The 23379-nt window shown below is 65.6% G+C and carries 22 protein-coding genes and 1 other RNA gene; 11 read left to right on the forward strand and 12 right to left on the reverse strand.

The genetic code is table 11. The features are described from left to right. Nucleotides 1–985, forward strand: a 985-nt coding sequence (locus DBR12_RS06495) for a TIGR03862 family flavoprotein (RefSeq protein ID WP_108616516.1), incomplete at its 5' end; no start/stop codon positions are given. 73 nt (nucleotides 986–1058) lie between these two features. On the opposite strand, the gene ffs is transcribed toward DBR12_RS06495, so the two are convergent. Continuing rightward, nucleotides 1059–1155, reverse strand: an RNA gene (ffs, locus tag DBR12_RS06500) — signal recognition particle sRNA small type. 178 nt (nucleotides 1156–1333) lie between these two features. On the opposite strand from ffs, the gene dnaX reads away from it, so the two are divergent. The 6 genes from dnaX (at nucleotide 1334) to DBR12_RS06530 (ending at nucleotide 6902) form a co-directional block, all read left to right on the forward strand. Next, nucleotides 1334–3388, forward strand: a complete 2055-nt coding sequence (gene dnaX / locus DBR12_RS06505) for a DNA polymerase III subunit gamma/tau (protein WP_108616517.1) — start codon at nucleotides 1334–1336, stop codon at nucleotides 3386–3388. Between the two features lie 229 nt (nucleotides 3389–3617). Continuing rightward, nucleotides 3618–3950, forward strand: coding sequence for a YbaB/EbfC family nucleoid-associated protein (locus DBR12_RS06510; protein ID WP_108616534.1), 333 nt, complete (start codon nucleotides 3618–3620; stop codon nucleotides 3948–3950). Between the two features lie 243 nt (nucleotides 3951–4193). Continuing rightward, nucleotides 4194–4784 carry a recombination mediator RecR gene (recR, locus tag DBR12_RS06515; RefSeq protein WP_108616518.1) on the forward strand — a complete coding sequence of 197 codons (591 nt, stop codon included), beginning with the start codon at nucleotides 4194–4196 and terminating at the stop codon, nucleotides 4782–4784. A gap of 93 nt (nucleotides 4785–4877) precedes the next feature. After that, a complete protein-coding gene (locus DBR12_RS06520; RefSeq protein WP_108616519.1) occupies nucleotides 4878–5303 on the forward strand; it encodes an MAPEG family protein in 426 nt (141 codons plus the stop codon). Between the two features lie 171 nt (nucleotides 5304–5474). Continuing rightward, on the forward strand, nucleotides 5475–6530 hold the full coding sequence (locus DBR12_RS06525) for an ABC transporter substrate-binding protein (protein WP_108616520.1): 1056 nt from the start codon (nucleotides 5475–5477) through the stop codon (nucleotides 6528–6530). A gap of 219 nt (nucleotides 6531–6749) precedes the next feature. After that, nucleotides 6750–6902 (forward strand): DUF3096 domain-containing protein, encoded by a 153-nt coding sequence (locus DBR12_RS06530; RefSeq protein WP_015013605.1) that lies wholly within the window; start codon nucleotides 6750–6752, stop codon nucleotides 6900–6902. A 52-nt stretch (nucleotides 6903–6954) separates the two neighbouring features. Here the strand turns inward: DBR12_RS06530 and DBR12_RS06535 are convergent, their stop codons facing one another. Next, nucleotides 6955–8463: a transglycosylase SLT domain-containing protein gene (locus DBR12_RS06535; RefSeq protein ID WP_108616521.1), complete on the reverse strand. Its 1509-nt coding sequence runs from the start codon at nucleotides 8461–8463 to the stop codon at nucleotides 6955–6957. Further along, nucleotides 8460–9245, reverse strand: a complete 786-nt coding sequence (gloB, locus tag DBR12_RS06540; protein WP_108616522.1) for a hydroxyacylglutathione hydrolase — start codon at nucleotides 9243–9245, stop codon at nucleotides 8460–8462. Before gloB ends, DBR12_RS06535 begins: the two co-directional genes overlap by 4 nt. Here gloB and DBR12_RS06545 point away from each other — a divergent pair. The 4 genes from DBR12_RS06545 (at nucleotide 9244) to DBR12_RS06560 (ending at nucleotide 15484) form a co-directional block, all read left to right on the forward strand. Then, nucleotides 9244–10095 (forward strand): class I SAM-dependent methyltransferase, encoded by an 852-nt coding sequence (locus tag DBR12_RS06545; RefSeq protein WP_108616523.1) that lies wholly within the window; start codon nucleotides 9244–9246, stop codon nucleotides 10093–10095. The two genes, gloB and DBR12_RS06545, sit on opposite strands and share 2 nt — an antisense overlap. An 80-nt stretch (nucleotides 10096–10175) precedes the next feature. Then, entirely contained in the window at nucleotides 10176–10625 is a 450-nt protein-coding gene (gene rnhA, locus DBR12_RS06550) for a ribonuclease HI (RefSeq protein ID WP_108616524.1), read from the forward strand. Between the two features lie 199 nt (nucleotides 10626–10824). Next, entirely contained in the window at nucleotides 10825–12279 is a 1455-nt protein-coding gene (locus DBR12_RS06555; RefSeq protein ID WP_108616525.1) for an efflux RND transporter periplasmic adaptor subunit, read from the forward strand. Between the two features lie 40 nt (nucleotides 12280–12319). Beyond that, complete coding sequence (locus DBR12_RS06560) at nucleotides 12320–15484, forward strand: efflux RND transporter permease subunit (protein WP_108616526.1); 3165 nt, start codon at nucleotides 12320–12322, stop codon at nucleotides 15482–15484. A 91-nt stretch (nucleotides 15485–15575) separates the two neighbouring features. Here DBR12_RS06560 and DBR12_RS06565 read toward each other — a convergent pair whose 3' ends face one another. The 9 genes from DBR12_RS06565 to DBR12_RS06605 all read right to left on the reverse strand — a co-directional run. Continuing rightward, nucleotides 15576–15908, reverse strand: coding sequence for a thioredoxin family protein (locus tag DBR12_RS06565; protein WP_108616535.1), 333 nt, complete (start codon nucleotides 15906–15908; stop codon nucleotides 15576–15578). Nucleotides 15909–15940: 32 nt separating this feature from the next. Further along, nucleotides 15941–17308 carry a gephyrin-like molybdotransferase Glp gene (gene glp / locus DBR12_RS06570; RefSeq protein ID WP_108616527.1) on the reverse strand — a complete coding sequence of 456 codons (1368 nt, stop codon included), beginning with the start codon at nucleotides 17306–17308 and terminating at the stop codon, nucleotides 15941–15943. Nucleotides 17309–17387: 79 nt separating this feature from the next. After that, the gene (locus DBR12_RS06575) at nucleotides 17388–17987 is read right to left on the reverse strand and encodes a GNAT family N-acetyltransferase (protein ID WP_108616528.1); all 600 of its coding nucleotides are present in this window, start codon (nucleotides 17985–17987) and stop codon (nucleotides 17388–17390) included. Between the two features lie 11 nt (nucleotides 17988–17998). Next, nucleotides 17999–18637 (reverse strand): molybdenum cofactor guanylyltransferase MobA, encoded by a 639-nt coding sequence (gene mobA, locus DBR12_RS06580; protein WP_108616529.1) that lies wholly within the window; start codon nucleotides 18635–18637, stop codon nucleotides 17999–18001. An 11-nt stretch (nucleotides 18638–18648) separates the two neighbouring features. Further along, nucleotides 18649–19785 (reverse strand): GTP 3',8-cyclase MoaA, encoded by a 1137-nt coding sequence (moaA, locus tag DBR12_RS06585; protein ID WP_108616530.1) that lies wholly within the window; start codon nucleotides 19783–19785, stop codon nucleotides 18649–18651. Between the two features lie 90 nt (nucleotides 19786–19875). Continuing rightward, on the reverse strand, nucleotides 19876–20637 hold the full coding sequence (locus DBR12_RS06590) for an SDR family oxidoreductase (RefSeq protein WP_108616531.1): 762 nt from the start codon (nucleotides 20635–20637) through the stop codon (nucleotides 19876–19878). A gap of 52 nt (nucleotides 20638–20689) precedes the next feature. Then, on the reverse strand, nucleotides 20690–21301 hold the full coding sequence (locus tag DBR12_RS06595) for a DUF2889 domain-containing protein (RefSeq protein WP_108616532.1): 612 nt from the start codon (nucleotides 21299–21301) through the stop codon (nucleotides 20690–20692). Nucleotides 21302–21391: 90 nt separating this feature from the next. Beyond that, nucleotides 21392–22825 carry an aldehyde dehydrogenase family protein gene (locus tag DBR12_RS06600; RefSeq protein ID WP_108616533.1) on the reverse strand — a complete coding sequence of 478 codons (1434 nt, stop codon included), beginning with the start codon at nucleotides 22823–22825 and terminating at the stop codon, nucleotides 21392–21394. Nucleotides 22826–22930: 105 nt separating this feature from the next. Continuing rightward, nucleotides 22931–23379 (reverse strand): Crp/Fnr family transcriptional regulator (locus DBR12_RS06605; protein ID WP_146185485.1); only part of this gene is annotated, 449 nt, incomplete at its 5' end.

Below are 23379 nucleotides of genomic sequence, written 5' to 3' on the forward strand. Positions count from 1 at the left end.
CCTGCTCCGCGCCTGGCTGCAGCGCTTGCGCGGGCTGGGTGTGTTGTTCCATATGCGCCACCGCTGGCTGGGTTGGGGCGGGGAGGGCGCTCTGCGTCTTGCCGCACCGACGGGCGAGGTGCTGGTGACCGCCCGGGCGGTGGTGCTGGCGCTGGGTGGCGGCAGTTGGGCGCGCCTGGGGTCTGATGGTGCCTGGGTGCCGCTGCTGGCACAGCGGGGCGTGGCCGTGGCGCCCCTGCGTCCGTCCAACTGCGGTTTTGACGTGTTGCGCGCCGACGCACCTGCGGGCGAGACGCGGCGCGCTTTTTTGCAGGAGTTGCTGGGCCGTACGCCTGCACCCCCCGTGGGCTGGACGCCGCATTTTGCCGAGCGTTTTGTGGGTCAGCCCTTCAAGACCGTGGCGCTCAGTTTTACCGACTGCCAGGGCCGCAGCTTCAGCCGACGGGGCGAGTTTGTGGTCACGGCTTCGGGGGTGGAGGGCAGCCTGGTCTACGCCGCATCGCACCTGCTGCGCGACGAGATAGAGGCCCATGGCCACGCTACGTTCCACCTCGACCTGCTGCCCGACCATGCGCCTGAGCGCGTGCTGGTGGAAGTGCGCCACCCGCGCGGCTCCCGGTCGTTGTCGAGTCACCTCAAGAGCCGTCTGGGCCTGGATGGCATCAAGGCGGGCATCCTGTATGAGCACCTGGGCAAGGATGGTATGAACGACCCGGTGGCCCTGGCCCACGCGATCAAGGCCCTGCCCATCACCGTGGTGGCCGCGCGCCCGCTGGACGAAGCCATCAGCACCGCAGGTGGCGTGGCCTTTGAGGCGCTGAATGCTCACCTCATGGCCACGGCGTTGCCGGGTGTGTTCTGCGCAGGTGAAATGCTGGACTGGGAAGCGCCCACCGGGGGCTATCTGCTCACCGCCAGCATGGCCAGTGGCCGCTTGGCGGGCGAGGGGGCGCTGCGCTGGTTGAGGCAGTCCACAGGGGCTTGAGAGCGCACTGAGGCGCCCGACGAAAAAACTGGAGTGGGGGCTTTTTGCGCGACCGCGCAAAAAGAAAGAAGAAGTTGACGAGCCTTACCCCCGGCACTGACTCCACAGTTAGGGCTGCTTGGTTCCCCACCTGACCCGGTTGGCCGCTTCACCATGCGAGGAGGCCCGTCAACTCGTATTCTACCCCCTGAACGGCTGCGCCGTTTCCCCCTTCTCTCGAATTGCTGCGCAATTCGGGAAGGGGGAGGACACCAGCGCGGCGGGGCGGCCCTTGCGCGGTGTCCCTGGTGGGGAGCGTGCCGGTATCGAAGGGCGGGGGCACTTGGTTGGGCCCTAGAATCACCCCCCATGTCTTACCTCGTGCTCGCCCGCAAGTACCGCCCCCGCAACTTCACCGAGATGGTGGGGCAGGAGCATGTGGTCCAGGCCTTGTCGAATGCGCTGACGCAGCAGCGCCTGCACCACGCCTACCTGTTCACGGGCACGCGCGGCGTGGGCAAGACCACGGTGTCGCGCATTCTGGCCAAATCGCTCAACTGCCAGGGGCCGGATGGCAACGGAGGCATCACCGCCACGCCCTGCGGTGTGTGCCAGGCCTGCACCGACATCGACAGTGGCCGGTTTGTGGATTACACCGAGCTGGACGCGGCCTCCAACCGGGGTGTGGACGAGGTGCAGAGCTTGCTGGAGCAAGCCGTCTACAAGCCGGTGCAGGGGCGCTTCAAGGTCTTCATGATCGACGAAGTGCACATGCTCACGAACACGGCGTTCAACGCCATGCTCAAGACGCTGGAAGAGCCGCCCGAGTACCTCAAATTTGTGCTCGCCACGACCGACCCGCAGAAGGTGCCGGTCACGGTGCTGAGCCGCTGCCTGCAGTTCAACCTGCGCCCCATGGCGCCTGAAACCGTGCTGTCGCACCTCACGCAGGTGCTGGCAACCGAGAACGTGCCTGCCGAGCCGCAGGCCTTGCGCCTGCTCTCGCGGGCCGCACGTGGCTCCATGCGCGACGCGCTGTCGCTGACCGACCAGGCCATCGCGTTTGGCAGCGGCCAGCTTCAGGAGGCTGGCGTGCGCCAGATGCTGGGTGCGGTGGACCGCTCCTACGTGTTCCGCCTCATCGAAGCGCTGGCCCAGGGCGATGGCAAGACGGTGGTGGAGACCTCGGACGCGCTCCGTATGAATGGTCTGTCCGCCGCGTCCACCCTCGAAGAGATGAGCGCCGTGCTGCAGCGCATGGCCGTGTTCCAGGCCGTGCCACAGATGGCGAGTGCCGTGGACGCGAATGACCCTGAGGCCGCCGAAACCGCCCGCCTGTCTGCGCAGATGCCCGCCGATGAAACCCATCTGCTCTACAGTCTGTGCCTGCACGGGCGGGGCGAACTGGGCCTGGCGCCCGACGAATATGCGGCGCTGACCATGGTGCTGCTGCGCCTGCTGGCCTTCAAGCCCGCAAGCGGTGCAGGTGGTGCTGGCGAATCGGCTGAAAAAAAAACTCTGACGCGGCCTGAAACTGCGTCTGCAGGGGCTTCTGCGGCCGCTGCACCTACACCTGCTGCTGCACCTGCCCCCTTGGCGGCGTCTGCGGCACCGGCTTCGGTTCCCCCGGCTGCACCCGTTGTCGCCACTGTCCCGGTGGCGCAGCCCGCAGCGGCAGTGCCCGTGCCGCCCGCTGCGGCCCCTGCCTCCACAACGGCTGCCGCGCTGACGCTCGGTGACGATGGGCCTGGCTCCGACGAAGCCTCCTCTTCCGAGCCCCCGCCCTGGCCCGGGTCGGAAGACGATGCAGGCGCTGCAGCCGGTGTACTTTCTGCCCCTGTGGCGAATGCCGCAGTCACTGCGCTGCCAGTGCGCCAAGCGCGAGGTTTTGAGGAAAATCAGGCCTCTGCGCGCGCTCAGAAAGCGCAAGGTGCTCCTGAATTCGTAGCAATCCCCGTGCGCGTTGCCCCTGAGCCCGGCGAGCGTTTGCAGCCCGCTCCCCATGCAGCTCTCGCGCCCGCGTCGGCCCGCTACACGCCCACCGAGGAGGGGGACGTGTGGCATGCCACGGTGCAGCAGATGGTTGCGGCCGAGGCCATCAATGCCCTGGTGCGCGAGCTGGCCCTGCAGTCGCAGCTGGTGGCGCGCGATGGTGGCCACTGGTTGCTGCGCGTGGAGCGCGAGTCGCTCAACCAGCCCACAGCGCGCGAGCGCCTGCGCGCCGCGTTGGAGGCCGCAGGCCATGCCACCCAAATCAGCGTGGAGGTGGGCGTGGTCATCGACAGCCCCGCTCGCCGCAACGCTGCTGCTGCCGCTGAACGACAGCGCCGTGCCGAGGAAATCGTCCACAACGACCCCTTCGTGCAATCGCTGATGCGTGATTACGGCGCGAGAATCGTGCCAGGCAGCATCAAACCCGCGTGAGATGACGCTTCCCCTGAGTCGCTTTTGGCGCCTTCCCCCTCTCTCGCTTCGCGGAAGGGGGCGCACTCGGTGGCCTGGCAAAGCCAGCTCCACGAGTGCACTGGATGGGCGTGTGCCAGTTTCGACGGACGCTGATATTGCACAGCACAATACCGTGCATTTCGGACACCAAATCTCTGTCCCTTCGTGGGAATCGATCAACCAGAAAGAAAGCAAAGGAAACCACACCATGTTCAACAAAGGACAACTCGCTGGCCTCATGAAACAAGCCCAGGCCATGCAGGACAACCTCAAGAAGGCCCAGGACGAACTGGCCTTCATCGAGGTGGAAGGTGAGTCGGGCGCGGGCCTGGTGAAGGTGGTGATGACCTGCAAGCACGACGTCAAGCGCATCACCATCGACCCCAGCCTGCTGGCGGAAGACAAGGACATGCTGGAGGACCTCGTGGCGGCTGCGTTCAATGCGGCAGTGCGCAAGGCCGAGGAGACTTCGTCGGAGAAGATGGGCAAGCTGACGGCAGGGATGCCAGGCCTCCCCGGCGGCATGAAATTCCCTTTCTGAGGGTTGGCTACTGCGCGCCAGCCATGCGTCGTTGGGCGGTGCTCGCAATCCTCACGTACAGGAAGTACGTTCCGGTTGCTGTGCTCCGTCCGCCTAGCCTGACAGGCGCTCGCTACGCCCTTGAGGGCGGGGTGTGACGGAGGAGGGCGCACACGTTCTTCCCCACATCCGTTCGGGCTGAGCTTGTCGAAGCCTAGCTCCGTCGCTCCCTACAACGCCATCTGTATCGCCTTCTGCTTGTCCATGTCCACCACCAACTCCCTCGACGTTCTGATCCAGGCGCTGCGCCGGTTGCCGGGGGTGGGGGTGAAGTCTGCGCAGCGCATGGCTTTCCATTTGCTGCAGCATGACCGAGAGGGGGCGCTGGCCCTGTCGCAGGCGCTCTCGGAGGCTGTGGGCACGGTGCACCACTGTGCGCGCTGCCATACCTTCACTGAGGCCGAGGTGTGCAGTACCTGCCTGGACCCGGAGCGCGATCCCACGCGGCTGTGCGTGGTCGAAACACCAGCGGACCAGTCCGCGATGGAGCGCACGGGGGCCTTCAAGGGGCTGTACTTTGTGCTCATGGGGCGCCTCAGCCCGCTGGACGGCGTGGGCCCCAAGGAAATCGGGCTTCAGAAACTCATGGAGCGGGCCACGAGTGGCGAGGTGCAGGAGGTGATCCTGGCCACCAATTTCAATGCCGAAGGCGAGGCCACGGCCCATGTGATCAGCGAGGCCCTGAAGAGTCGGGGCATCCATGTGACGCGGCTCGCGCGTGGGGTGCCCGTGGGCAGCGAGCTGGAGTACGTGGATCTGGGCACCATTGCGCATGCGCTGGTTGACCGCCGATGACAGCGCCGCATCTGGGTGCCCACTAGAATACTCACAATTTAATAGCTGCTCACGCTTGTCCAATAGGCGGTAGCGGCAAAAAAAGTATCAAAAATGAATACCACCATGCATGTTGCCCGGTTCACCGCTGCCTATTGGTGCGTGCTGATTGCCGTACTGCTGCCCATGGGCTGCGCCTGGCTGGCCAAGAGCGGCAGCTTGGGCAAATCTCGCAAGGACGGCGGGTTTGACAACCACGATCCGCGCGCCTGGATGGCCCGTCAGACCGACTGGCGGGCGCGCGCCAACGCTGCCCAGGCCAACAGTTTTGAGGCACTGCCGTTTTTTATCGGTGCCGTGATCATTGCCCACCTGCTGGGCGCCGGGCAGACGCTGCTCGACATGCTGGCGCTGCTTTTTGTGTTGCTGCGCATCTTCTACGTGATGATGTACGTTGCAGACATGCCTACGGCCCGCAGTGCCGTGTGGGCGGCAGGGTTCCTGGTCAACGTGGCGATCCTTTTCATCGGCTACCGCTGAACCCGGCGCGGGCCCGTAGGGGCCGATGTGCCCACGGGGTGCATTGCCTGCAATGGCCCTTTGACATCATTTTTTGCTTACGTAGAAACCCGCAGGGAATCTCCCTGATGCGGTCTGCCCCCCTCTGGGGCACGATTGTTGCAATGCAGCATTGTCTTTTTGCCTGACTCCATGCCCCAGTCTCTGATCACCCGCCGTGCGTTTGGCACCGTGTCCGCCGTCACGGCGGCTGCGGTGTATGCGCCAGCGCTGGTGCGGGCGCAGACCGATGGGGCCATGCTGGGGCGTGTCACCGTGGCGGTGGGAGGGCAGGGGGTGCTTTACCACTTGCCGCTGGCACTGGCAGATGCGCTGGGCTATTTCCGGGTGGAAGGCCTTGAGGTGGTGGTGCGCGATTTTGCGGCGGGTGCGCTCGCGCAACAGGCCGTGCAAGATGGTGCGGCCGATGTCTGCTCGGGGGCCTTCGAGCATGTGCTGCGCGCGCAGGTGCGGGGACTGTCTTATCGTGCGCTGGTGCTGCAGGGACGGGCGCCCCAATTGGCCCTGGGGGTGTCGTTGCGTTCGCTGCCCGCCTACAAGGACTTGGACGACTTGGCGGGGCGGCGCATTGGTGTCTCGTCCGTCGGCTCATCCACCCACCTGGCGGCCAGTCTGATGTTGTTGCGTGCAGGTTTGTCGCCCCGGGAGGTGGCGTTCGTGGGTGTGGGTTCGGGCACCAATGCGATGAATGCGCTGCGCTCGGGCCAGGTGCATGCGTTGTGCCATGCAGATCCGATCATGACGCTGCTGGAGCAAAAGGCCGACACACGCATCGTGGGCGACCTGCGTTCGCTCAAGGCCGCGCAGGAACTGGTGGGCGGCGGCACCCTGCCTGCGGGCAGCCTGTATGCACCCCAGGCGTTCTTGCAAAAGCAGCCTGCCCAGGCCCAGGCGCTGGTCAACGGCATCGTCCATGCGCTCAAGTGGTTGCAGACGGCTGGGCCGGCCGACCTCGTCAAGGCGGTGCCTGCTGCGTACTTGATGGGTGACCGCGGGTTGTACCTGGCGGCTTTTGGCCGTGTGCGCGAAACCTTTTCGCCCAATGGCCTGATGCCGGAAGACGGCCCGGCCACGGCGCTGCGCATGCTCGGCCGCGTGCAGCCCGAGCTGGCCGAAGCCAGAGTGGAGCTGGCACGCACCTACACGAACGAACTGGTGCGCAAGGCGCGCCAGAAGTACAGCGTCTGACCCCAGAGCCCTGCGCTTCGGACCGCCATGGTGCGGTCTGAAGAATGGTGCTTTTACCGGGGGGCGACCGAAACAGGGGCTGGTTTGGACTACAGTGCGGGGGCGATTGCCAAGGAGCAATCACAGGCACACCCCCAGGCAATTGGGGCCAATTCACCTGGCCCTTTGGCGCTTTGGCGCCTCACCCGTTCATTCATTGACTTCTCCAAGGACTGACCCATGTCGCTGAGCCTCAGCATCGGCCCGCTTGTTTCCCTGATTGCAGGAATTCTCATCCTGGTGATGCCGCGCCTGCTCAGCACCATCGTGGCGCTGTACCTCATCATCATGGGCATCCTGGGGCTGCTGGGGATGCACACGCTTCGGTTCTGATCTTCTTCCACCAAGGGGCGGCGGCCCGTGCCGTTCAGGGCCGCTCAGGGTATCAGCGGCGCTTGACCTTGGAGGGCGTGCCGCCCTTGCGGGCAGGGGCGTTTGCAGCACTTTTGCTGGTGTTTGCCCGGGTGTTGGCCTGTGCCTGCCGCACCGGCAGGTACACCACCACCTGCTGCCCCACCTTGAACGCGGCGTTGGCGCGCACGTCGTTCCAGTCGGCCACGTTGGCGGCGGTGAGTTTGTAGCGCCGCGCAATGCTGGCCACGGTTTCGCCCTTGCCAGCGCGCACTGTGGTGCGTCGGGTGACGATCTCGGGCGTCAGGGCCACTTGTCCGTTGTCAGCGAGGTGGGAGGACACATCCTGCCTTGTGGAGTTGGCGCGCGGCACCATCAGGGCCGATCCCGCCTTGATCAGCATGCGCGGCGGGATGTTGTTCATGCTGCGCAGGTCTGCCTCGCTCATGCCTGCACGCTGTGCGGCATCGGCCACACTCATGGTGGTGGGCACGGACCACACGGTCCAGCTGGCGTATTGGCCCTCGCGGCGGGCCTCCAGGTTGCGCTGGAAGACCTTGGCGTTGTCCCAGGGCAGCAGGATCTGGGGCGTGCCTGCGGCCAGGATCACCGGGCGCTTGTAGGAGGGATTCAGCGCGCGGAAGTCTTCCTCGCGGATGCCTGCGAGCTGGGCCACCAGGGCCACGTCGATGTCGTGCGTGATATCCACCGTCTGGAAGTACGGGTGGTTCTCGATGAGCGGCAGCTCGGTGCGGAAGGCATCGGGGTTGGCCACGATGTTCTTCACGGCCTGCAGCTTGGGCACATACATGCGGGTTTCGGCCGGCATGTTGAGGTCGGTGTAGCTGGTGCCCAGGCCCTGCTTCTGGTTGCGCGCGATGGCCCGGCCCACGCTGCCCTCGCCCCAGTTGTAGGCGGCCAGGGCCAGGTGCCAGTCGCCAAACATGCCATAGAGCTTTTGCAGGTAGTCGAGCGCTGCGCGCGTGGATGCGAGCACATCGCGGCGGTCATCGCGGAAAGCGTTTTGCTTGAGGTCGAAATAGTTGCCCGTGGCAGGCATGAACTGCCACATGCCCGCCGCCTTGGCGCTGGACACAGCCTGGGGGTTGAATGCGCTCTCGATGTAGGGCAGCAGGGCCAGCTCGGTGGGCATGCCGCGCCGCTCCAGCTCTTCAACAATGTGGAACAGGTACTTGCTGGAGCGCTCGGTCATGCGCTGCATGTAGTCGGGTCGGTTGGCGTACCACTGCTCGCGGTCCTGCACCAGCTCGTGCTGCAGGTCGGGCATGGCAAAGCCGCGCCGGATGCGGTCCCACAGGTCGGCCGGAGCCGACAGCGAGGCCACTTCGCCACTGCTCGCCCGGGCGGCCGTGATGGGCTTGAGCGGCCCGTTGGGGATCAGGGGTGTATGGGGGGAGGAGCGTGCCGTGCTGGGGAGTGTTTTGTTGTCCGTGTCAGCCTGGTCGGGCGATGGGGCCCCGGTGGTTGCGCAGCCGGTGAGCCAGAGCAGGCCGACCAAGCAGGCGATGTGCAGAATTTTCATCGGAATTCGTTCTTCCATTGGCGCAGGGCGGCCAGCACCGCCACGGCGTCGTTATCAGGCACCTGCGCATCGTGGGCCCGGGCGGCCTGGGCCACCGTGGGTTGCCTGACGCGAAGGAAAGGGTTGATGTCCCGCTCCAGGTCCATGCGGGATGGCAGCGTGGGCCGATGCTGGGCCCGCAGGGCCTCGCATTGGATGCTGTAGTGGAGCAGGGCGGTGTTGCCAGGTTCCACGGCCCGCGCAAATTTCAGGTTGGAAAGGGTGTACTCGTGGGTGCAGCACACGCGGGTGTTGCCGGGTAGGGCGGCCAGCTGGTCCAGCGAGTCCAGCATCTGCGCGGGTGTGCCCTCGAACAGGCGGCCACAGCCGCCCGAGAACAGGGTGTCGCCGCAGAACAGCAGCGGTGCGCCGTCCATGGCCTCACAGTGGTAGGCGATGTGGCCCGCAGTGTGGCCGGGCACGTCGATCACCGTGAAGCGCAGGCCCAGCACATCGGCCCCTTCCACCACATCGCCGTGCGCCAGACGTACCAACGGCTCGGGAATTCGCTCGCGCGCGGGGCCGTAGACCCGGGCTCCAGTAGCCTCGCGCAAGGTATCCACGCCGCCGACATGATCGGCATGGTGGTGCGTGACTAGAATGGCCTGCAAGCCCAGGCCTAGTGTGTCCAGGGCTTGCACAACGGGTGCTGCGTCGCCCGGGTCCACAACGATCGCCTGGCGGCCATCGTGCAGCATCCAGATGTAGTTGTCGGAAAAGGCGGGTAGCGGCAGCAAGTTCATGAGCGATCAAATTATAGGTTTGCACCACTGGTTCGATTCCCCGCCGGGCCGGTATCTGCTGGCGTGGGAGCAGGCTCGCTTTGACGAGGCCGTGGCGGACATTTTTGGCTATCACAGCCTGCAGCTGGGCATGCCACTGCTGGACGGACTGCGTGCCAACCGCATGCCCTACCAGTGGCTGGCGCTGGGGCAGGAGGGGGTGCCGGGGCCCATGGCCGATGCGCAAGCGGTTGATGGGGGCGCATCGCCTTTGTGGCGCCACACCGTGGACCTGCTCGCTGAGTCCGTGGCCCTGCCGTTTGCCGATGCGAGCCTGGACCTCATCGTGTTGCCCCACACCCTGGAGCTGAGCATCGACCCCCATGCCACGCTGCGCGAAGTGGAGCGGGTACTGATGCCCGAGGGGCGCGTGGTCATCAGCGGGCTCAACCCCACCAGCCTGTGGGGCCTGCGCCAGCGGCGGGCGCGGCTATACCAGCGCTTGGGGCGGGGCAGCCTGTATTTGCCCGATGTGGGCGAGTTCATTGGCTACCGGCGCTTGCGGGACTGGCTCAGGCTTTTGAGCTTTGAGGTCGAATCGGCCCGTTTTGGCTGTTATCGTCCAGCGGTGCGCAGCACCCAGTGGCTGGAGCGTTTTGGCTGGATGGACCCCATGGGGGAGCGGTGGTGGCCCATCCTGGGCGCGGCCTATTTCCTGGTGGCGGTCAAGCGGGTACATGGCATGCGCCTGCTGGAGCCCGCCTGGCGCAACCAGCGCCAGCGATCTGCCGCCACGGTGCCTGTGGCCAACCGGGCGGGCGGCCGGGTGCCCACGGCCCATGCGTCCCCATTGCGGAGCGAGCAGGTATAGACAGCAATCCCACCGACCGCCCTCGGCCCGATGCCCGGGCCGTGGCGGTCAGGAATCAATCACCCAAGTAGGAACACAGTTTGAACCAGGTAGAGATTTACACAGATGGCGCCTGCAAGGGCAACCCGGGCCCCGGCGGATGGGGCGTGCTGCTGCGCGCCGGGCAGGTGGAGAAGGAGCTGTTCGGCGGCGAGCTGGGCACCACCAACAACCGCATGGAGCTGCTGGCCGTGATCGAGGCGCTGTCGGCTCTCAAGCGCCCCTGCGCGGTGACGCTGTTCCTGGACAGTGAATATGTACGCAAGGGCATCACCGAGTGGATCCACGGCTGGAAGGCCAAGGGCTGGCGCACGGCGTCCAAACAGCCGGTCAAGAATGTCGAGCTGTGGCAGCGGCTGGATGCCTTGGTGAGCACCGGCGGCCACCGCATCGAGTGGCGTTGGGTGAAGGGGCATTCGGGCGACCCGGGCAACGAGCGCGCCGATGCGCTGGCCAACCGGGGCGTGGACCAGGCCCTGGGCCGTCGGTGACCCCTGCCCCAGTGCACCGACGCAGTGCGTTCGTCGCATGCAAGCCTCCTCAGAGGCTTTTTCTGTGCCCTCGCAATGTAAAGCATGCGTAAATCAGCTTCGAAGGCCCGTGGGGTAGAGCGCTAACTTGCTGCAGCTCAAGACACGCACTGATACATTGTTCGATTGCGCTTCCCACATCACTGGCTTGACTGAACCCATGGCGTCCAATAACAAATACATCGTTATCGCTGTTATCGGCATCGCTGCCGCATCGGGAGCTGCCTGGTGGCTCCAGAAACCTGCCCAGCTGCAGCGTACCGAGGTGACCCCACCGGGTCCGGGTGTGGGTGCATCGGCAAATGGTGGTGCCAATGCTGGCGCTGGCCGCCCTGTCGCGGTGGAGGCAGTGACCGTGCGGCAGATGGCGCTGCGCGACGATGCCGAGGCGGTGGGCAGCCTGCGGTCGCGCCAGAGCGTGATGCTGCGGCCTGAGGTGGGCGGGCGTATCACGCAGCTCAACTTCCGCGACGGCCAGCGTGTGCGGCGCGGGCAGGTGCTGGTGCAATTCGATGACCAGTTACCCCGTGCGCAGATTCAGCAAAGCCAGGCCGAGCTATCCATTGCCCAGGCCAACCACAAGCGCAACCAGGAGCTGGTGGCCCAAGGTTTCATCAGTCAGCGCTCGGTGGACGAGAGCGCCGCCAACCTGGAGGTAGCGCAGGCCAAGCTGGCGCTAGCCCAGGCCACGGCCCAGCGCCTGAAGATCGTTGCGCCCTTTGACGGCATTGCCGGGATTCGCGGCGTGAACGTGGGCGACTACCTCAAGGACGGTGCCGATATTGTCAATATCGAAGACCTGGATGCTGTGTATGTGGACTTCCGTCTGCCCGAACGACTGCAGAGCAAGGTGCGCCCTGGGCAGACCGCACAGGTGGCGTTTGATGCGCTCCCGGGTGTACGGTATGCCGCCGTGGTGCAGGCCATCAGTCCACAGATCGATGCGGATGGACGGGCCATTGCGGTACGAGGTTGCATTGACAACCGCCGTCTGCAACTGCGGCCCGGCATGTTCGCGCGGGTGACGGCGGTGTTCGCTGAGCGCAGCGATGCCCGCGTAGTGCCTGAGGAGGCCATCGTGCCAGACGGCAACAGCGCCTATGTGCTCAGGATCGTGGAAGGCAAGGAGCCTGGAAGCAAGGTCACCCGTCGTACACCGGTCAAGCTGGGTGTGCGTTCCCCCGGTTGGGTGGAGGTGGTGGATGGCCTGAATGCCGGGGACCTGGTGGTCACGGCGGGCCAGCAACGCATTCGCAAGGACGGCACTGAGGTGCGTGTGGTGGAGTTGGGTAGACCAGGCAATGGTGCCGCGGCGGGCCCGGCGCGCGCCGCTTCGGGTGCTGCGGGCAGCAGCAAGCCCGCGCTGCTGGCGGACGCGCCTGCGCCGGGTACTGGGGGGACGCCAGCGGCCATTGCCAGCAAGGGGGGCGACGCAGTCACACCGTCCTCGCCACCATCGACCACCGCAGCACCCGCGGTCGCCGCTGCAGTGCCCGGTGCGGGTGCCAGCTCAGTGGGCATGAAGCCGCCAGAGCCGCTGCCAGGCCCCAACCCCTGCCAGTTGGCAGGAACCTCCAGCGGGTCAACGCCGACAGGCAACCGTTCCCCCGTCTGACGGGCCGTTCATCGCTCCTTTTTGACGCCCCTGGACTGCCATGCAAATCGCTGAAATCTCGATCCGCCGACCGGTCTTTGCCACCGTGCTGTCGCTGCTGGTGCTGCTGATCGGTGCGGTGAGTTTTACGCGCCTGTCGGTGCGCGAATACCCCAAGATCGATGAACCTGTGGTCACTGTCAGCGTGCGCTATGCAGGTGCGTCGGCCGAGGTGATCGAATCGCAGGTCACAAAGCCGCTTGAAGACTCCATTGCCGGCATCGATGCGGTGGACGTCATCACCTCCATCAGCCGGGCCGAGCAAAGCCAGATCAGTGTGCGCTTTCGGCTGGAGAAGGACGCCGACAATGCTGCAGCCGAGGTGCGTGACCGCACGGCCCGCGTGCGCAATCGCTTGCCCACTGCAGTGGACGAGCCCGTCATCGCTAAGGTCGAAGCCGATGCTTCGCCAGTGCTGTGGCTGGCTTTCAGCAGCGAGACGCGCAGCCCGCTGGAGATCAACGACCTGGTCAACCGCATTGTCAAACCGCGCCTGCAAACCGTGACGGGCGTGGCCGATGTGCCCATCTACGGTGAGCGCAAATACGCCATGCGCGTGTGGCTGGACCCTGAGCGCATGGCAGGCTACCGCCTGACCACGCAGGATGTGGAAGATGCCATCCGTCGCAACAACCTGGAGCTGCCCGCAGGCCGCATCGAGTCCCAGCAGCGCGAGTTCAGCGTCACCTCCCAGACAGACCTGAAAACTCCCTCACAGTTTTCAAACATCGTGATCCGCACGGTCAATGGGTTCTCGGTGCGTGTGCGGGATGTGGCTCGGGTCGAAGAAGGCGCTGCCAGCGACCGCAGCCGCGTGCGCCTCAACGGCCGCGATGCGATCTCGGTGGGCGTGATCCGCCAGGCCACGGCCAACCCGCTGGAGCTGGCCAAGGGCGTGCGCGCCATGATCCCTTCGCTCAAGGCGGACCTGCCTGCAGACATCGGCATCGACATTGCCAACGACAACTCCTTGTTCATCGACCGCTCCATCAAGAGCGTCTACTCCACCATCATTGAGGCCGTGGTACTGGTGGCCCTGGTGATCTTTGTGTTCCTGCGCACGTTCCGTGCGTCCATCATCCCCATCGTCACCATCCCGGTGAGCCTGGTGGGCAGCTTTGCGCTGATGTCGCTGGCGGGGTTCTCGATCAACACCCTCACGCTGCTGGCGCTGGTGCTGGCCATTGGTCTGGTGGTGGACGACGCCATCGTGATGCTGGAGAACATCTACCGCCACATCGAAGAGGGGCTCGACCCCTTTTCTGCTGCCATCAAGGGCGCACGCGAGATCGGCTTTGCCATCGTGGCCATGACGCTCACGCTGGTGGCGGTGTATGCACCGCTGGCGTTCACGCCAGGGCGCACGGGGCGCCTTTTCGTGGAGTTTGCGCTGGCGCTTGCCGGGGCCGTGGTGGTGTCGGGTTTTGTGGCGCTGACGCTGTCACCCATGATGTGTTCGCTGCTGCTCAAGCACAACCCCAACCCCAACTGGTTTGACCGCTCCATGGAGCGCTGGCTCACCGCGCTGTCGGACGCCTATGGCCGCCTGCTGCGCTGGATCGTCACGGCGCGTTGGGGCGGCGGCCAGGGCGCGGCGAAGGGCGGTGGCGTGCGTGGCGCCATCTTCCAGGCCCGCTGGATTGTGGTCGGTGTCATGGCCTTGAGCGGGCTGGCGCTGGCGCTGGTGTTCCCCACCATGCGTCAGGAGCTGTCGCCGCTGGAGGACCGGGGCACCATCCTGGCCAGCGTGACTGCCCCCGATGGCGCCACGCTGGAGTACACCAACCGCTACGCACTCGAGCTGGAAAAGATCGGCACCACCTACACTGAGTTTGACCGCGTGTTTGCGAACATCGGCAACCCCACGGTGGCGCAGGGCAGCGTGATCTACCGCACCGTGGACTGGGAAAAGCGCGACCGTACGACGCTCGAACTGGCCAAGGAACTGCAGCCCAAGGTGGCTGGCCTGCCCGGCGTGAACGCCTTCCTGATCACGCCGCCGTCGCTCGGCCAGGGCTTTCGCTCGCGGCCACTGACCTACGTGATCCAGACCTCGGACAGCTACGAGAACCTGAGCAAGGTGGTGGCCGCCTTCATGGCCGAGATTGCGCAAAACCCCGGCATCGTCGGCCCTGACGTGGACCTGCGCCTGAACAAGCCCGAGCTGCGCATCGAGGTCAACCGGGAGCGCGCCGCCGACCTGGGCGTGAGCGTGGAAGTGGTGGCTAAGGCCATCGAGACTATGCTGGGCGGCCGCACCGTGACACGCTACAAGCGCGATGCCGAGCAGTACGACGTGATCGTGCAGACCGAGGCCCGGGGCCGCACCACGCCCGAGAACATCGACGCCATTTACGTGCGCGGCAAGAGCGACGCGATGATCCCGCTGTCCAGCCTGGTCCACGTGCGCGAGAGCGTGAGCCCGCGCGAGCTGAACCACTTTGGCCAGCGCCGCTCGGCCACTATCACGGCCAACCTGTCGTCCGACTACTCGCTGGGCCAGGCCATCACCTTCATGAACGAGACAGCCGCCAAGGTGCTCAAGCCCGGCTACACCACCGACCTGAACGACACCTCGCGCGAATTCAAGAACTCGCAGGGCGCGCTGGGCGTGGTGTTTGTGCTGGCGCTGGTGTTCATCTTCCTGGTGCTGGCCGCACAGTTCGAGAGCTTCATCGACCCGCTGGTGATCATGGTGTCGGTGCCGTTGTCCATGATCGGCGCCTTGCTGGCGCTCAAGTGGAGCGGCGGCTCGCTCAACGTGTATTCGCAGATCGGTCTGATCACCCTGGTGGGGCTGATCACCAAACACGGCATCCTGATCGTGGAGTTCACCAACCAGCTGCGCGAAGAGGGCATGGAGATGGTGGACGCGCTGGTCAAGGCCTCGGCCCAGCGCCTGCGCCCCATCCTCATGACCACCGGCGCCATGGTGCTAGGTGCCATTCCCCTGGCCTTGGCCAAGGGCGCCGGGGCCGAGACGCGCATGCAAATAGGCTGGGTGATTGTGGGCGGCATGTCGCTGGGCACCTTGCTCACCATCTTTGTGGTGCCCACCATGTACACCCTGGTCGCACGCAAGGCAGTGCCTGGGGCCAATACGGCTGTGGCGGCCGAGGAGCCTGAGCACCCGCTGCCGCAGGGGCATGGGTACGTCGCCAAATAGCCGCTGCGAGCTTTCAGGCCGCAGGCCGGTTGAATCACAAAAGAAGCCCCATCAGGGGCTTTTTTTGTTCAGGCGACCGGCTTGAAGAAGATCAGGTGGCTGCTGCGATGGTTTTCACGGCATCCAGCACTTCCTGCGCGGCCTGTGGACGCACCAGGCGAGCGAACTCCTTGCCGTCCTTCATGAACACCAGCGTGGGCCACAACTTGACACCGAACGTGCGCCCCAGGCGCTGGCCGGGGCCGTCTTCCACCTTGATGTGCGCGACCTCGGCACGGTCCTGCAGAGCCTGTTCGATATGGGGTTGGGCGCGTTGGCAATGGCCGCACCAAGGGGTGCCGAATTCCACAACGGTGGCGCCTGTCAGTCGGTCCAATTCGTCGCGCGACGGGGGTTGGGAAAGGTGTTGGGCTGCGTAGGGCATGGTGGTGTGCAATGCGAATGGTGTATGCGAAGTCAGATCACGCCGTCAAAGACCATCACATCCACCATGTCACCCACAGCCACATTGCCCTGTCCATGGTGCAACACGATGAGCCCATTGGCCTGCACCATGGAGCTGAGCACGCCCGAGCCCTGGTTGCCCGTGGTGCACACCTGCAGTGTGCCGTCGGGCGCTGTGGTGACCAGGCCGCGCTGGTACTCCGTGCGCCCAGGCTTCTTGCGCATCGCTTCGGTGCTGACGGCGCGCAGCAGCGGCGGGGCCGTGCGGGTGCATCCCATCATGCGCAGCAGAGCGGGGCGCACAAAGGCCAGAAAAGTCACCATCACTGCCACCGGGTTACCGGGCAGGCCAAAAAGCACGGCGCCAGCGCCGGGGTGTAGTTTGCTATTGTTTTGATAGCTTTCTGGGCTTGATGGTTGCGCGGAGGAGGCCTTTTTTTCATCAAATCCAGCGTTGGCAATGCGCCCCACAGCCATGGGGCGGCCCGGGCGCATGGCGATGCGCCAGAAGGCCACGTCGCCCAGCTTCTTCATCATGGTGCGGGTGTGGTCGGCCTCGCCCACACTCACGCCGCCGCTGGTGATGATGGCGTCGGCCTGCTGGGCCGCATGGCGGAAGGCGGCTTCGAGCAGCGCGGGCTCGTCGCGCACCACGCCCAGGTCGATCACCTCCACGCCCATGCGTGTGAGCAGGCCGAACACGGTGTAGCGGTTGCTGTCGTACACCGCGCCTTCGCGGGGTGGCTCGCCCAGGCTCAGGATCTCGTCGCCGGTCGAAAAATACGCCACGCGCAGCCGGCGCACCACCGTCACGGTGGGCAGGCCCAGGCTGGCCACCAGGCCCAGCGCGGCGGGCGTGAGCAGCTCGCCACGCGCCAGGGCCACGCCGCCTTCCATCAGGTCTTCGCCTTTGAAACGGCGGTTGTCACCCAGCTGCAGCACATCGGCGGCGATGGTGATGTGCTGGGCTCCGTCCGATGTAGTCGAGGTGGTGAACTCCTGCGGCACCACGGTATCGAGCCCCGCAGGCATGATGGCGCCGGTCATGATCTTCACGCACTCGCCCGCTGCCACGCTGCCCGCCCAGGCTTTGCCCGCCAGCGCCGTGCCCACCACGTGCAGCGTGAGCGGCTGGCCCTTGGCCAGTTGGGCACCCGCAAAGGCATAGCCGTCCATGGCCGAGTTGTCGTGTGGCGGCACGCTGATGGGCGACACCACATCACGGGCCAGCACGCGGCCCAGGGCGTTGAAGAGGGGCAGTTCTTCGGTGGCGGTGACGGGCTCGACCAGGCGGTCCAGGAAGGCGTTGACGTCAGCGGCTTTCAGGGCCTGGGGGTCGTAGCCCTGCAGTTCAGCGGCGATCTGGGCAATGGTCTTCATGGGGATCAACTACAAATGTCAGGTGTGCCGCGCAGCGAGTGGCTCGTCAATGTTTTGTCAACGGCTCGTCAATGGCTTCTTACTTGGAGCGGCAGGCGGGAAAAGGGTCGGGGGTGAGCACAAGCAGCATGTGCAGCTTGTCATAGGCCACGTTGTCCACCACCACGGCGCGTGGCAACAGGCCCCAGGCGCTAAAGCCTGCTTTCTCGTACAGCCGCACCACATGGGTGTTGGAGGCCGTGACGGTGAGCACCAGCTGCGTGAGGCCCGGCACATTGCGCGCGGCCTGCACGCAGGCGGCCACTAACTGCTGGCCAATGCCCCGGCGCTGTGCGCTGGACGCCACCATCATGCCCACCACGGTGGCACAGTGGCGTTGTTTGGCGCGCTGCTCGCGCTCGCAGCCCACGCAGCCCAGCAACTGGCCTGCAGCATTGAACGCGCCCAGAAAGAACACGCCCGACTCCAGCGGGCCAAAACGCACCGCATATTCCTTGGCCGGGCGACCTACCGACGCGGCGTAGTCCGACGTGAACGCATCCGGTGCGGTGCGCAGCGCCTCGTCGCGCAGGGCCTTATAGGCCACGGCATCGGCGGCGACCAGGGGCCGGATGTGGACAGCGTTGGCGGCGGCCGCAGCGGCAGCAAAGGCGGTGGCGGGCGGCAGGCGCTCGGTCATGATGGGGCCATTCAGGACTGGAATGGGCTGGCGCTTTCCAGCGCATGCAGCTCGGCCAGGGTGTTGGCGTTGAAGAACGCCTGCGGATCATCGCCCGGCTGGTCAAACGGCACGATGGCGCAGCGGTGCTGGCCCGTCCAGGCATCAATCTTGCGGCCACCAGCCTGGGTGAAGGCGACCAGGCTTTCGAGCAGGTCTACGCGCAGCAGGCAGAACACGGGCTGGGGGCGTACCTGGATGTGACCCTGGCCATCGTCCTCGGGTGCGGCGGCCATGGCGATGTCGGAGCCTTGTGCATCGGCTGCAGCGGCCAGGCGCTGGGCCAGGTCCAGCGGGAAGAGCGGTGTGTCGCAAGGCACCGTCAGCAGCCACTGCGTTTCGCAGCGCTCCAGCCCGGTCAAAAAGCCCGCCAGCGGACCCGCGTAGTCGGCCAGCACATCGGGCCACACGGGCGCGCCAAAGGCTTCGTAGGCTGCCAGGTTGCGGTTGGCATTGACCATCACGTTGCCGGTCTGCATCTGCAGCCGCATCAGCGTGTGCAACGCCAGCGGCAGGCCGCGAAAGTTCTGCAGGCCTTTGTCGACCCCGCCCATGCGGGAGCCGCGGCCACCGGCGAGTACCAGGCCGGTGATGTCTTGGGTTTCAATCATTCGTTCAATCGTTATCCACCGATATAGCTCATTTCCACCCGCCGTCCGCCTTGGCCCGTATCCGCTGGCAGGCTGCTGCGCAGCTCCGAATACCGGTCTGTGCGCTGCTGCCAGATGGGTGCGATGGCCGAGGCAATGGCTTCGTCGCTGGCGCCGCCGCGCAGCAGGGTGCGCAGGTCGTAGCCTTCGGAGGCAAAGAGGCACAGATACAACTTGCCCTCGGTGGACAGCCGCGCGCGGTTGCAGTCGTGGCAGAAGGCCTGGGTCACGCTGCTGATCACGCCGATTTCGCCCAGAGCCGGGTCATGCTGGCCTGCCGCGTTGGCATATCCCCAGCGCTCTGCGGTTTCGCCGGGGCTGCTCGGGTCCAGCTGAACCAGGGGGAGCTCGGCGCGCAGGCGCTCGATCAGTTCGGCAGAGGGCAGCACCTCGTCCATGCGCCAGCCGTTGGTGGCGCCCACGTCCATGTATTCGATGAAGCGCAGTGTGGTGCCCGTACCCCGAAAGTGGCGGGCCATGGGCAGGATTTCATGCTCGTTGGTGCCACGCTTGACCACCATGTTGACCTTGATCTGCGACAGCCCGGCGGCGTGCGCTGCGTCAATGCCCGCCAGCACGTCAGCCACCGGAAAGTCCACATCGTTCATGCGGCGGAAGACTGCGTCGTCCAGGCCATCGAGGCTTACCGTCACGCGGTTCAGGCCCGCGTCCTTCAATGCGCGAGCCTTGCGGGCCAGCAGCGATCCGTTGGTGGTCAGCGTGAGATCGGGTGCCACACCATCCACCGTGCGCAATTGGGCCAGTTGCGCCACCAGATTTTCCAGGTTCTTGCGCAGCAGGGGCTCCCCGCCGGTCAGGCGGATCTTGCGCACGCCATGCGCGAGAAACAGCCGCGCCAGCCGGGTGATCTCCTCAAAGCTCAGCAGTGCCCCGTGGGGCAGGTAGGGGTAGTCCTTGTCGAACACTTCCTTGGGCATGCAGTAGTTGCAGCGGAAGTTGCAGCGGTCTGTGACGCTGATGCGCAGGTCGCGCAGCGGGCGACCCCGGGTGTCGGTGAGCAGGCCGGTGGGGGCCACGGGGTGCGTGGGCACCCGTGCCGCCAGAGCGGCGATGCGTTGGTCCACCAGAGGAATCACACGTTCGGCCATAGCGACGGATTTTGCCGCATGGTCGGCGACAACTGGCGGATGCCCCTTGGTTCACAGTTGATCGCTGTCGGTTTTTTGGGAGCGCGTGCGTCACACGCAGCGCCCGCCATCCACCTCGATGCACACGCCGCTGATGAACGAAGCCTCGTCGCTGGCCAGGTACAGCGCGGCGTTGGCCACGTCGAGCGCAGTGGAGAAGCGGCCCAGCGGAATGGTGGCCAGGAACTTGGCGCGGCGTGCCTCGTCCACCGGGCCGCCTGCAAACTCGGCGGCCAGGCCTGTGTCGGGGTTGAACACGGGGTTGATGCAGTTCACGCGGATGTTGTCCGGGCCCAGCTCGGCGGCCATGGACTTGCTGGTGATGATGACGGCGCCCTTGGAGCCGTTGTACCAGGTCAGGCCTGGGCGCGGGCGCAGCCCGGCGGTGGACGCGATGTTGATGATGCTGCCGCCCCCGGCCTGGCGCAGCGCGGGCACGGCGTGGATGGCACTCAGGTAGATGCTCTTCATGTTGATGGCATAGACCTTGTCGAACTCCTCCTCGCTCACTTCGAGCATGGGGCGGTTGCGGTGCGTCCAGCCTGCGTTGTTCACCACCACGTCCAGGCGGCCGTACAGGCGCACGGACTCATCGACCATGGCCTTGACCTGGGCGGAGTTCGTCACGTCGGCCTTGAAGAAGGCGGCGGTGCCGCCTGCTGCTGTGATCTCGGCCACCACGCGCTGACCACCCGCTTCGTTGATGTCGTTCACGATGACCTTGCCACCTTCAGCGGCCAGGCGTTTGGCGATGCCTTCGCCAATGCCGTTGCCGGCGCCGGTGACGATGATGGATTTGTTTAACACGCGCATGGAAAAGGTCTCCTTGGGATACTCAAAAAAGATAGCTGCTGAGGCTTGCCTATCAGGCGGAAGGGGCTGATTTGGTTGAAATTTCAGGGACTGGAGCGGGGCTGGCGGCCAGGGGCGGCGCAGGCACGCGACCATAAAACTGCGGAAAGTATTCCTTCACGCCGCTGCCGTTGAAGTCCCAGCCCGTGCACTGGCCCAGGTGGCGCGGTGGCTCGTCGGGGTTGCTGGACGAAAACACGGCAGGCACCGACTGGAAGGCGGCGGTGGCCAGGTTGAACAGCAGTTCACGCAGGTGCGTGCAACTGGCCACGCCGCCCAGGTGCTTCTGGATGGCCTGGCGCCAGCCGCGCGCCATGCTGCAGCCCACCATCTGCTGCAGCGCCGCCTGCGCCTCGGTGCAGCCCTTGAGCGGGTGGGCATCCATGGCTACGTCAACGGCCTGCACCACCAACTGGCGGTTCACGGTCACGCGCAGCCACATGTGGTGGATGGCCTCGCCCGCCAGGCGCTGCTTGCTGGGGTCGCGAAAAGAGGTCGCGTCATAGGCCTTGCTGTCGTGCAGCTCGCCTTCGATGTCCCACAGGCCATCGTCGCGTTCAAAGCCCTGGTAGTTCACCCGGCGGACATGCTTGAGGGTGCGGGGTGCGGGGGGGCTCAGGGGCATGGCAAAAGAAAAATCGTCGTACAGAGGAATCAGAGATTAGCGGTGCACGGCCGCGCCGTCGTGCGCAGGCGTGACACCACTGAAGCGCGATTAACCGTACTTGATGGCGACCGTCTTCAAGGTGGTGAAGCCGTACAGTGCCTCAAAGCCTTTCTCACGCCCGTAGCCGCTGGACTTGACGCCGCCAAACGGCAGCTCCACGCCGCCTGCAGCGCCGTAGTTGTTGATGAACACCTGCCCGCTGTGCACACGCTTGGCCATGCGGAACTGGCGCGCGCCGTCGCGCGTCCAGATGCCAGCGACCAGGCCGAACTGCGTGGCGTTGGCCAGCTCCACCGCGTGGTCTTCGTCCTGGAAGGCCATGGCCGACAGCACGGGACCGAAGACTTCCTCCTGCGCCAGCCGGTGCTGCACCGGTACATCGCGCAGCAGCGTGGGGGCCTGGTAGAAGCCGGTCTCGGGGGCTTCGTCCACCACCACGCCCTGGGCCACCATGGGGATGCCTGCGACCTGTGCGTCCGAGAGGAAGTCCCACACGCGCTGCTGCTGCGTCTGGCGGATCAGCGGACCCACATCCAGGTCCATCGCGGCGGGACCGACGCGCAGCTTTTCAAACGCCTTGCCCAGGCGCTCCAGCAGCGGCTCATAAATCAGCGAGTCGATCAGCACGCGCGAACCCGCCGAGCAGGTCTGCCCGGCGTTCTGCACGATGGCGTTGATGACCACGGGAATGGCGGCGTCCAGGTCGGCATCCGCAAAGATGATCTGAGGGCTTTTGCCGCCCAGCTCCAGCGTCACGGGGCAGTGGCGCTCGGCGGCCACCTGCTGGATCAGCGTGCCGATCTTGGGGCTGCCGGTGAAGCTGATGTGGTCAATGCCGGGGTGGCGCGCCAGCGCGTCGCCCACCTCGTGGCCGTAGCCGGTGACGATGTTGAGCGCGCCAGACGGAAAGCCCACCTCGGCTGCCAGCTGTGCCACGCGGATCAGCGACAGGCAGGCGTCTTCCGCGGGTTTGACCACGCACACATTGCCCGCCGCCAGCGCGCCGCCCACGCTGCGGCCAAAGATCTGCATGGGGTAGTTCCAGGGGATCACATGGCCTGTGACGCCATGGGGCTCGCGCCAGGTCAGCACGCTGTAGCCGTCGGGGTAGGGGATGGTCTCGCCGTGGAACTTGTCGCACGCACCGGCATAGAACTCGAAGTAGCGCGCCAGCGCAATCGCATCGGCCCGCGCCTGCTTGGTGGGCTTGCCGCAGTCGCGCTGCTCCAGCGCCGTCAGCTCATCGGCGTGCTCCAGGATCTTGGCCGAGAGCTTTTGCAGTAGGCGGCCGCGCTCCACCGGGGCCAGCTTCTGCCACACCGCGTTGTAGCACTGGCGGGCTGCATGCACCGCCGCGTCGATGTCGTCGGCGTTGCTGCGCTGGATCTCGTCGAAGGGCTGGCCGTCCGACGGGTCGATCACGGGGATCGTGCGGCCCGAAGCGGACGGCACCGAGGCGTTGGCGATGTAGTTCAGTTGCATGGCCGTGATTGTGCCCGGAAATGGAATGTGTGCTTAGTATTTGATCGAAAAGTGCTGCTTCCGCGCATCTGTAAATAGAATGCAGCTATTATTTTTGTAGTGTTTTCAGTGGCAAGCTGCGCGCAGAGCCACCAGGTCCAGGATTTCTACCTCGCCGCGCTGCACGCGCACCAGGTGGCGCGCCTCCAGGTCTTTCAGGATCTGGTTGGTGGTCTGGCGCGAGATGGCCAGCATCAGCGACAGCTGCTCCTGCGAGATTTCTATCACGCGGCGCGATTGGCCCTCGGCGTTCCATTGGCCATAGCCCTCGGCCATCATCACCAGGCGGCGCGCCAGGCGCTGCGGCGCGGGCAGAAGTGCCAGCTCTTCAATGGCCACGAAGGCCGTGCGCAGCTTGTCGGTGAGCAGCAGCGCCAGCGCATGCCAGTGCCCGGGGTGGGCCTGCAGCCAGGCCTGCAGCCGTTCGTGCGGCACCTGCACCAGAGTGCTGGCCTCGGTGGCGTGGGCATCATGTGTGCGTGCCGATCCGTCAAACACCGATATCTCGCCAAACC

The sequence above is a fragment of the Acidovorax sp. HMWF029 genome, assembly GCF_003060895.1.
Taxonomy (GTDB): Bacteria; Pseudomonadota; Gammaproteobacteria; order Burkholderiales; family Burkholderiaceae_C; genus Acidovorax.

Excerpts from the sequence above, each read along its gene's own strand:
- DBR12_RS06530 (WP_015013605.1), top strand. The coding sequence starts at position 6,750 with ATGTCGCTGAGCCTCAGCATCGGCCCGCTTGTTTCCCTGATTGCAGGA.
- DBR12_RS06535 (WP_108616521.1), bottom strand. The coding sequence starts at position 8,463 with ATGAAAATTCTGCACATCGCCTGCTTGGTCGGCCTGCTCTGGCTCACC.
- DBR12_RS06560 (WP_108616526.1), top strand. The coding sequence starts at position 12,320 with ATGCAAATCGCTGAAATCTCGATCCGCCGACCGGTCTTTGCCACCGTG.
- mobA (WP_108616529.1), bottom strand. The coding sequence starts at position 18,637 with ATGATTGAAACCCAAGACATCACCGGCCTGGTACTCGCCGGTGGCCGC.
- DBR12_RS06595 (WP_108616532.1), bottom strand. The coding sequence starts at position 21,301 with ATGCCCCTGAGCCCCCCCGCACCCCGCACCCTCAAGCATGTCCGCCGG.
- dnaX (WP_108616517.1), top strand. The coding sequence starts at position 1,334 with ATGTCTTACCTCGTGCTCGCCCGCAAGTACCGCCCCCGCAACTTCACC.
- DBR12_RS06545 (WP_108616523.1), top strand. The coding sequence starts at position 9,244 with ATGAGCGATCAAATTATAGGTTTGCACCACTGGTTCGATTCCCCGCCG.
- DBR12_RS06510 (WP_108616534.1), top strand. The coding sequence starts at position 3,618 with ATGTTCAACAAAGGACAACTCGCTGGCCTCATGAAACAAGCCCAGGCC.
- glp (WP_108616527.1), bottom strand. The coding sequence starts at position 17,308 with ATGAAGACCATTGCCCAGATCGCCGCTGAACTGCAGGGCTACGACCCC.
- DBR12_RS06520 (WP_108616519.1), top strand. The coding sequence starts at position 4,878 with ATGAATACCACCATGCATGTTGCCCGGTTCACCGCTGCCTATTGGTGC.
- DBR12_RS06590 (WP_108616531.1), bottom strand. The coding sequence starts at position 20,637 with ATGCGCGTGTTAAACAAATCCATCATCGTCACCGGCGCCGGCAACGGC.
- DBR12_RS06565 (WP_108616535.1), bottom strand. The coding sequence starts at position 15,908 with ATGCCCTACGCAGCCCAACACCTTTCCCAACCCCCGTCGCGCGACGAA.
- gloB (WP_108616522.1), bottom strand. The coding sequence starts at position 9,245 with ATGAACTTGCTGCCGCTACCCGCCTTTTCCGACAACTACATCTGGATG.
- recR (WP_108616518.1), top strand. The coding sequence starts at position 4,194 with ATGTCCACCACCAACTCCCTCGACGTTCTGATCCAGGCGCTGCGCCGG.
- DBR12_RS06525 (WP_108616520.1), top strand. The coding sequence starts at position 5,475 with ATGCCCCAGTCTCTGATCACCCGCCGTGCGTTTGGCACCGTGTCCGCC.
- DBR12_RS06575 (WP_108616528.1), bottom strand. The coding sequence starts at position 17,987 with ATGACCGAGCGCCTGCCGCCCGCCACCGCCTTTGCTGCCGCTGCGGCC.
- moaA (WP_108616530.1), bottom strand. The coding sequence starts at position 19,785 with ATGGCCGAACGTGTGATTCCTCTGGTGGACCAACGCATCGCCGCTCTG.
- DBR12_RS06555 (WP_108616525.1), top strand. The coding sequence starts at position 10,825 with ATGGCGTCCAATAACAAATACATCGTTATCGCTGTTATCGGCATCGCT.
- DBR12_RS06600 (WP_108616533.1), bottom strand. The coding sequence starts at position 22,825 with ATGCAACTGAACTACATCGCCAACGCCTCGGTGCCGTCCGCTTCGGGC.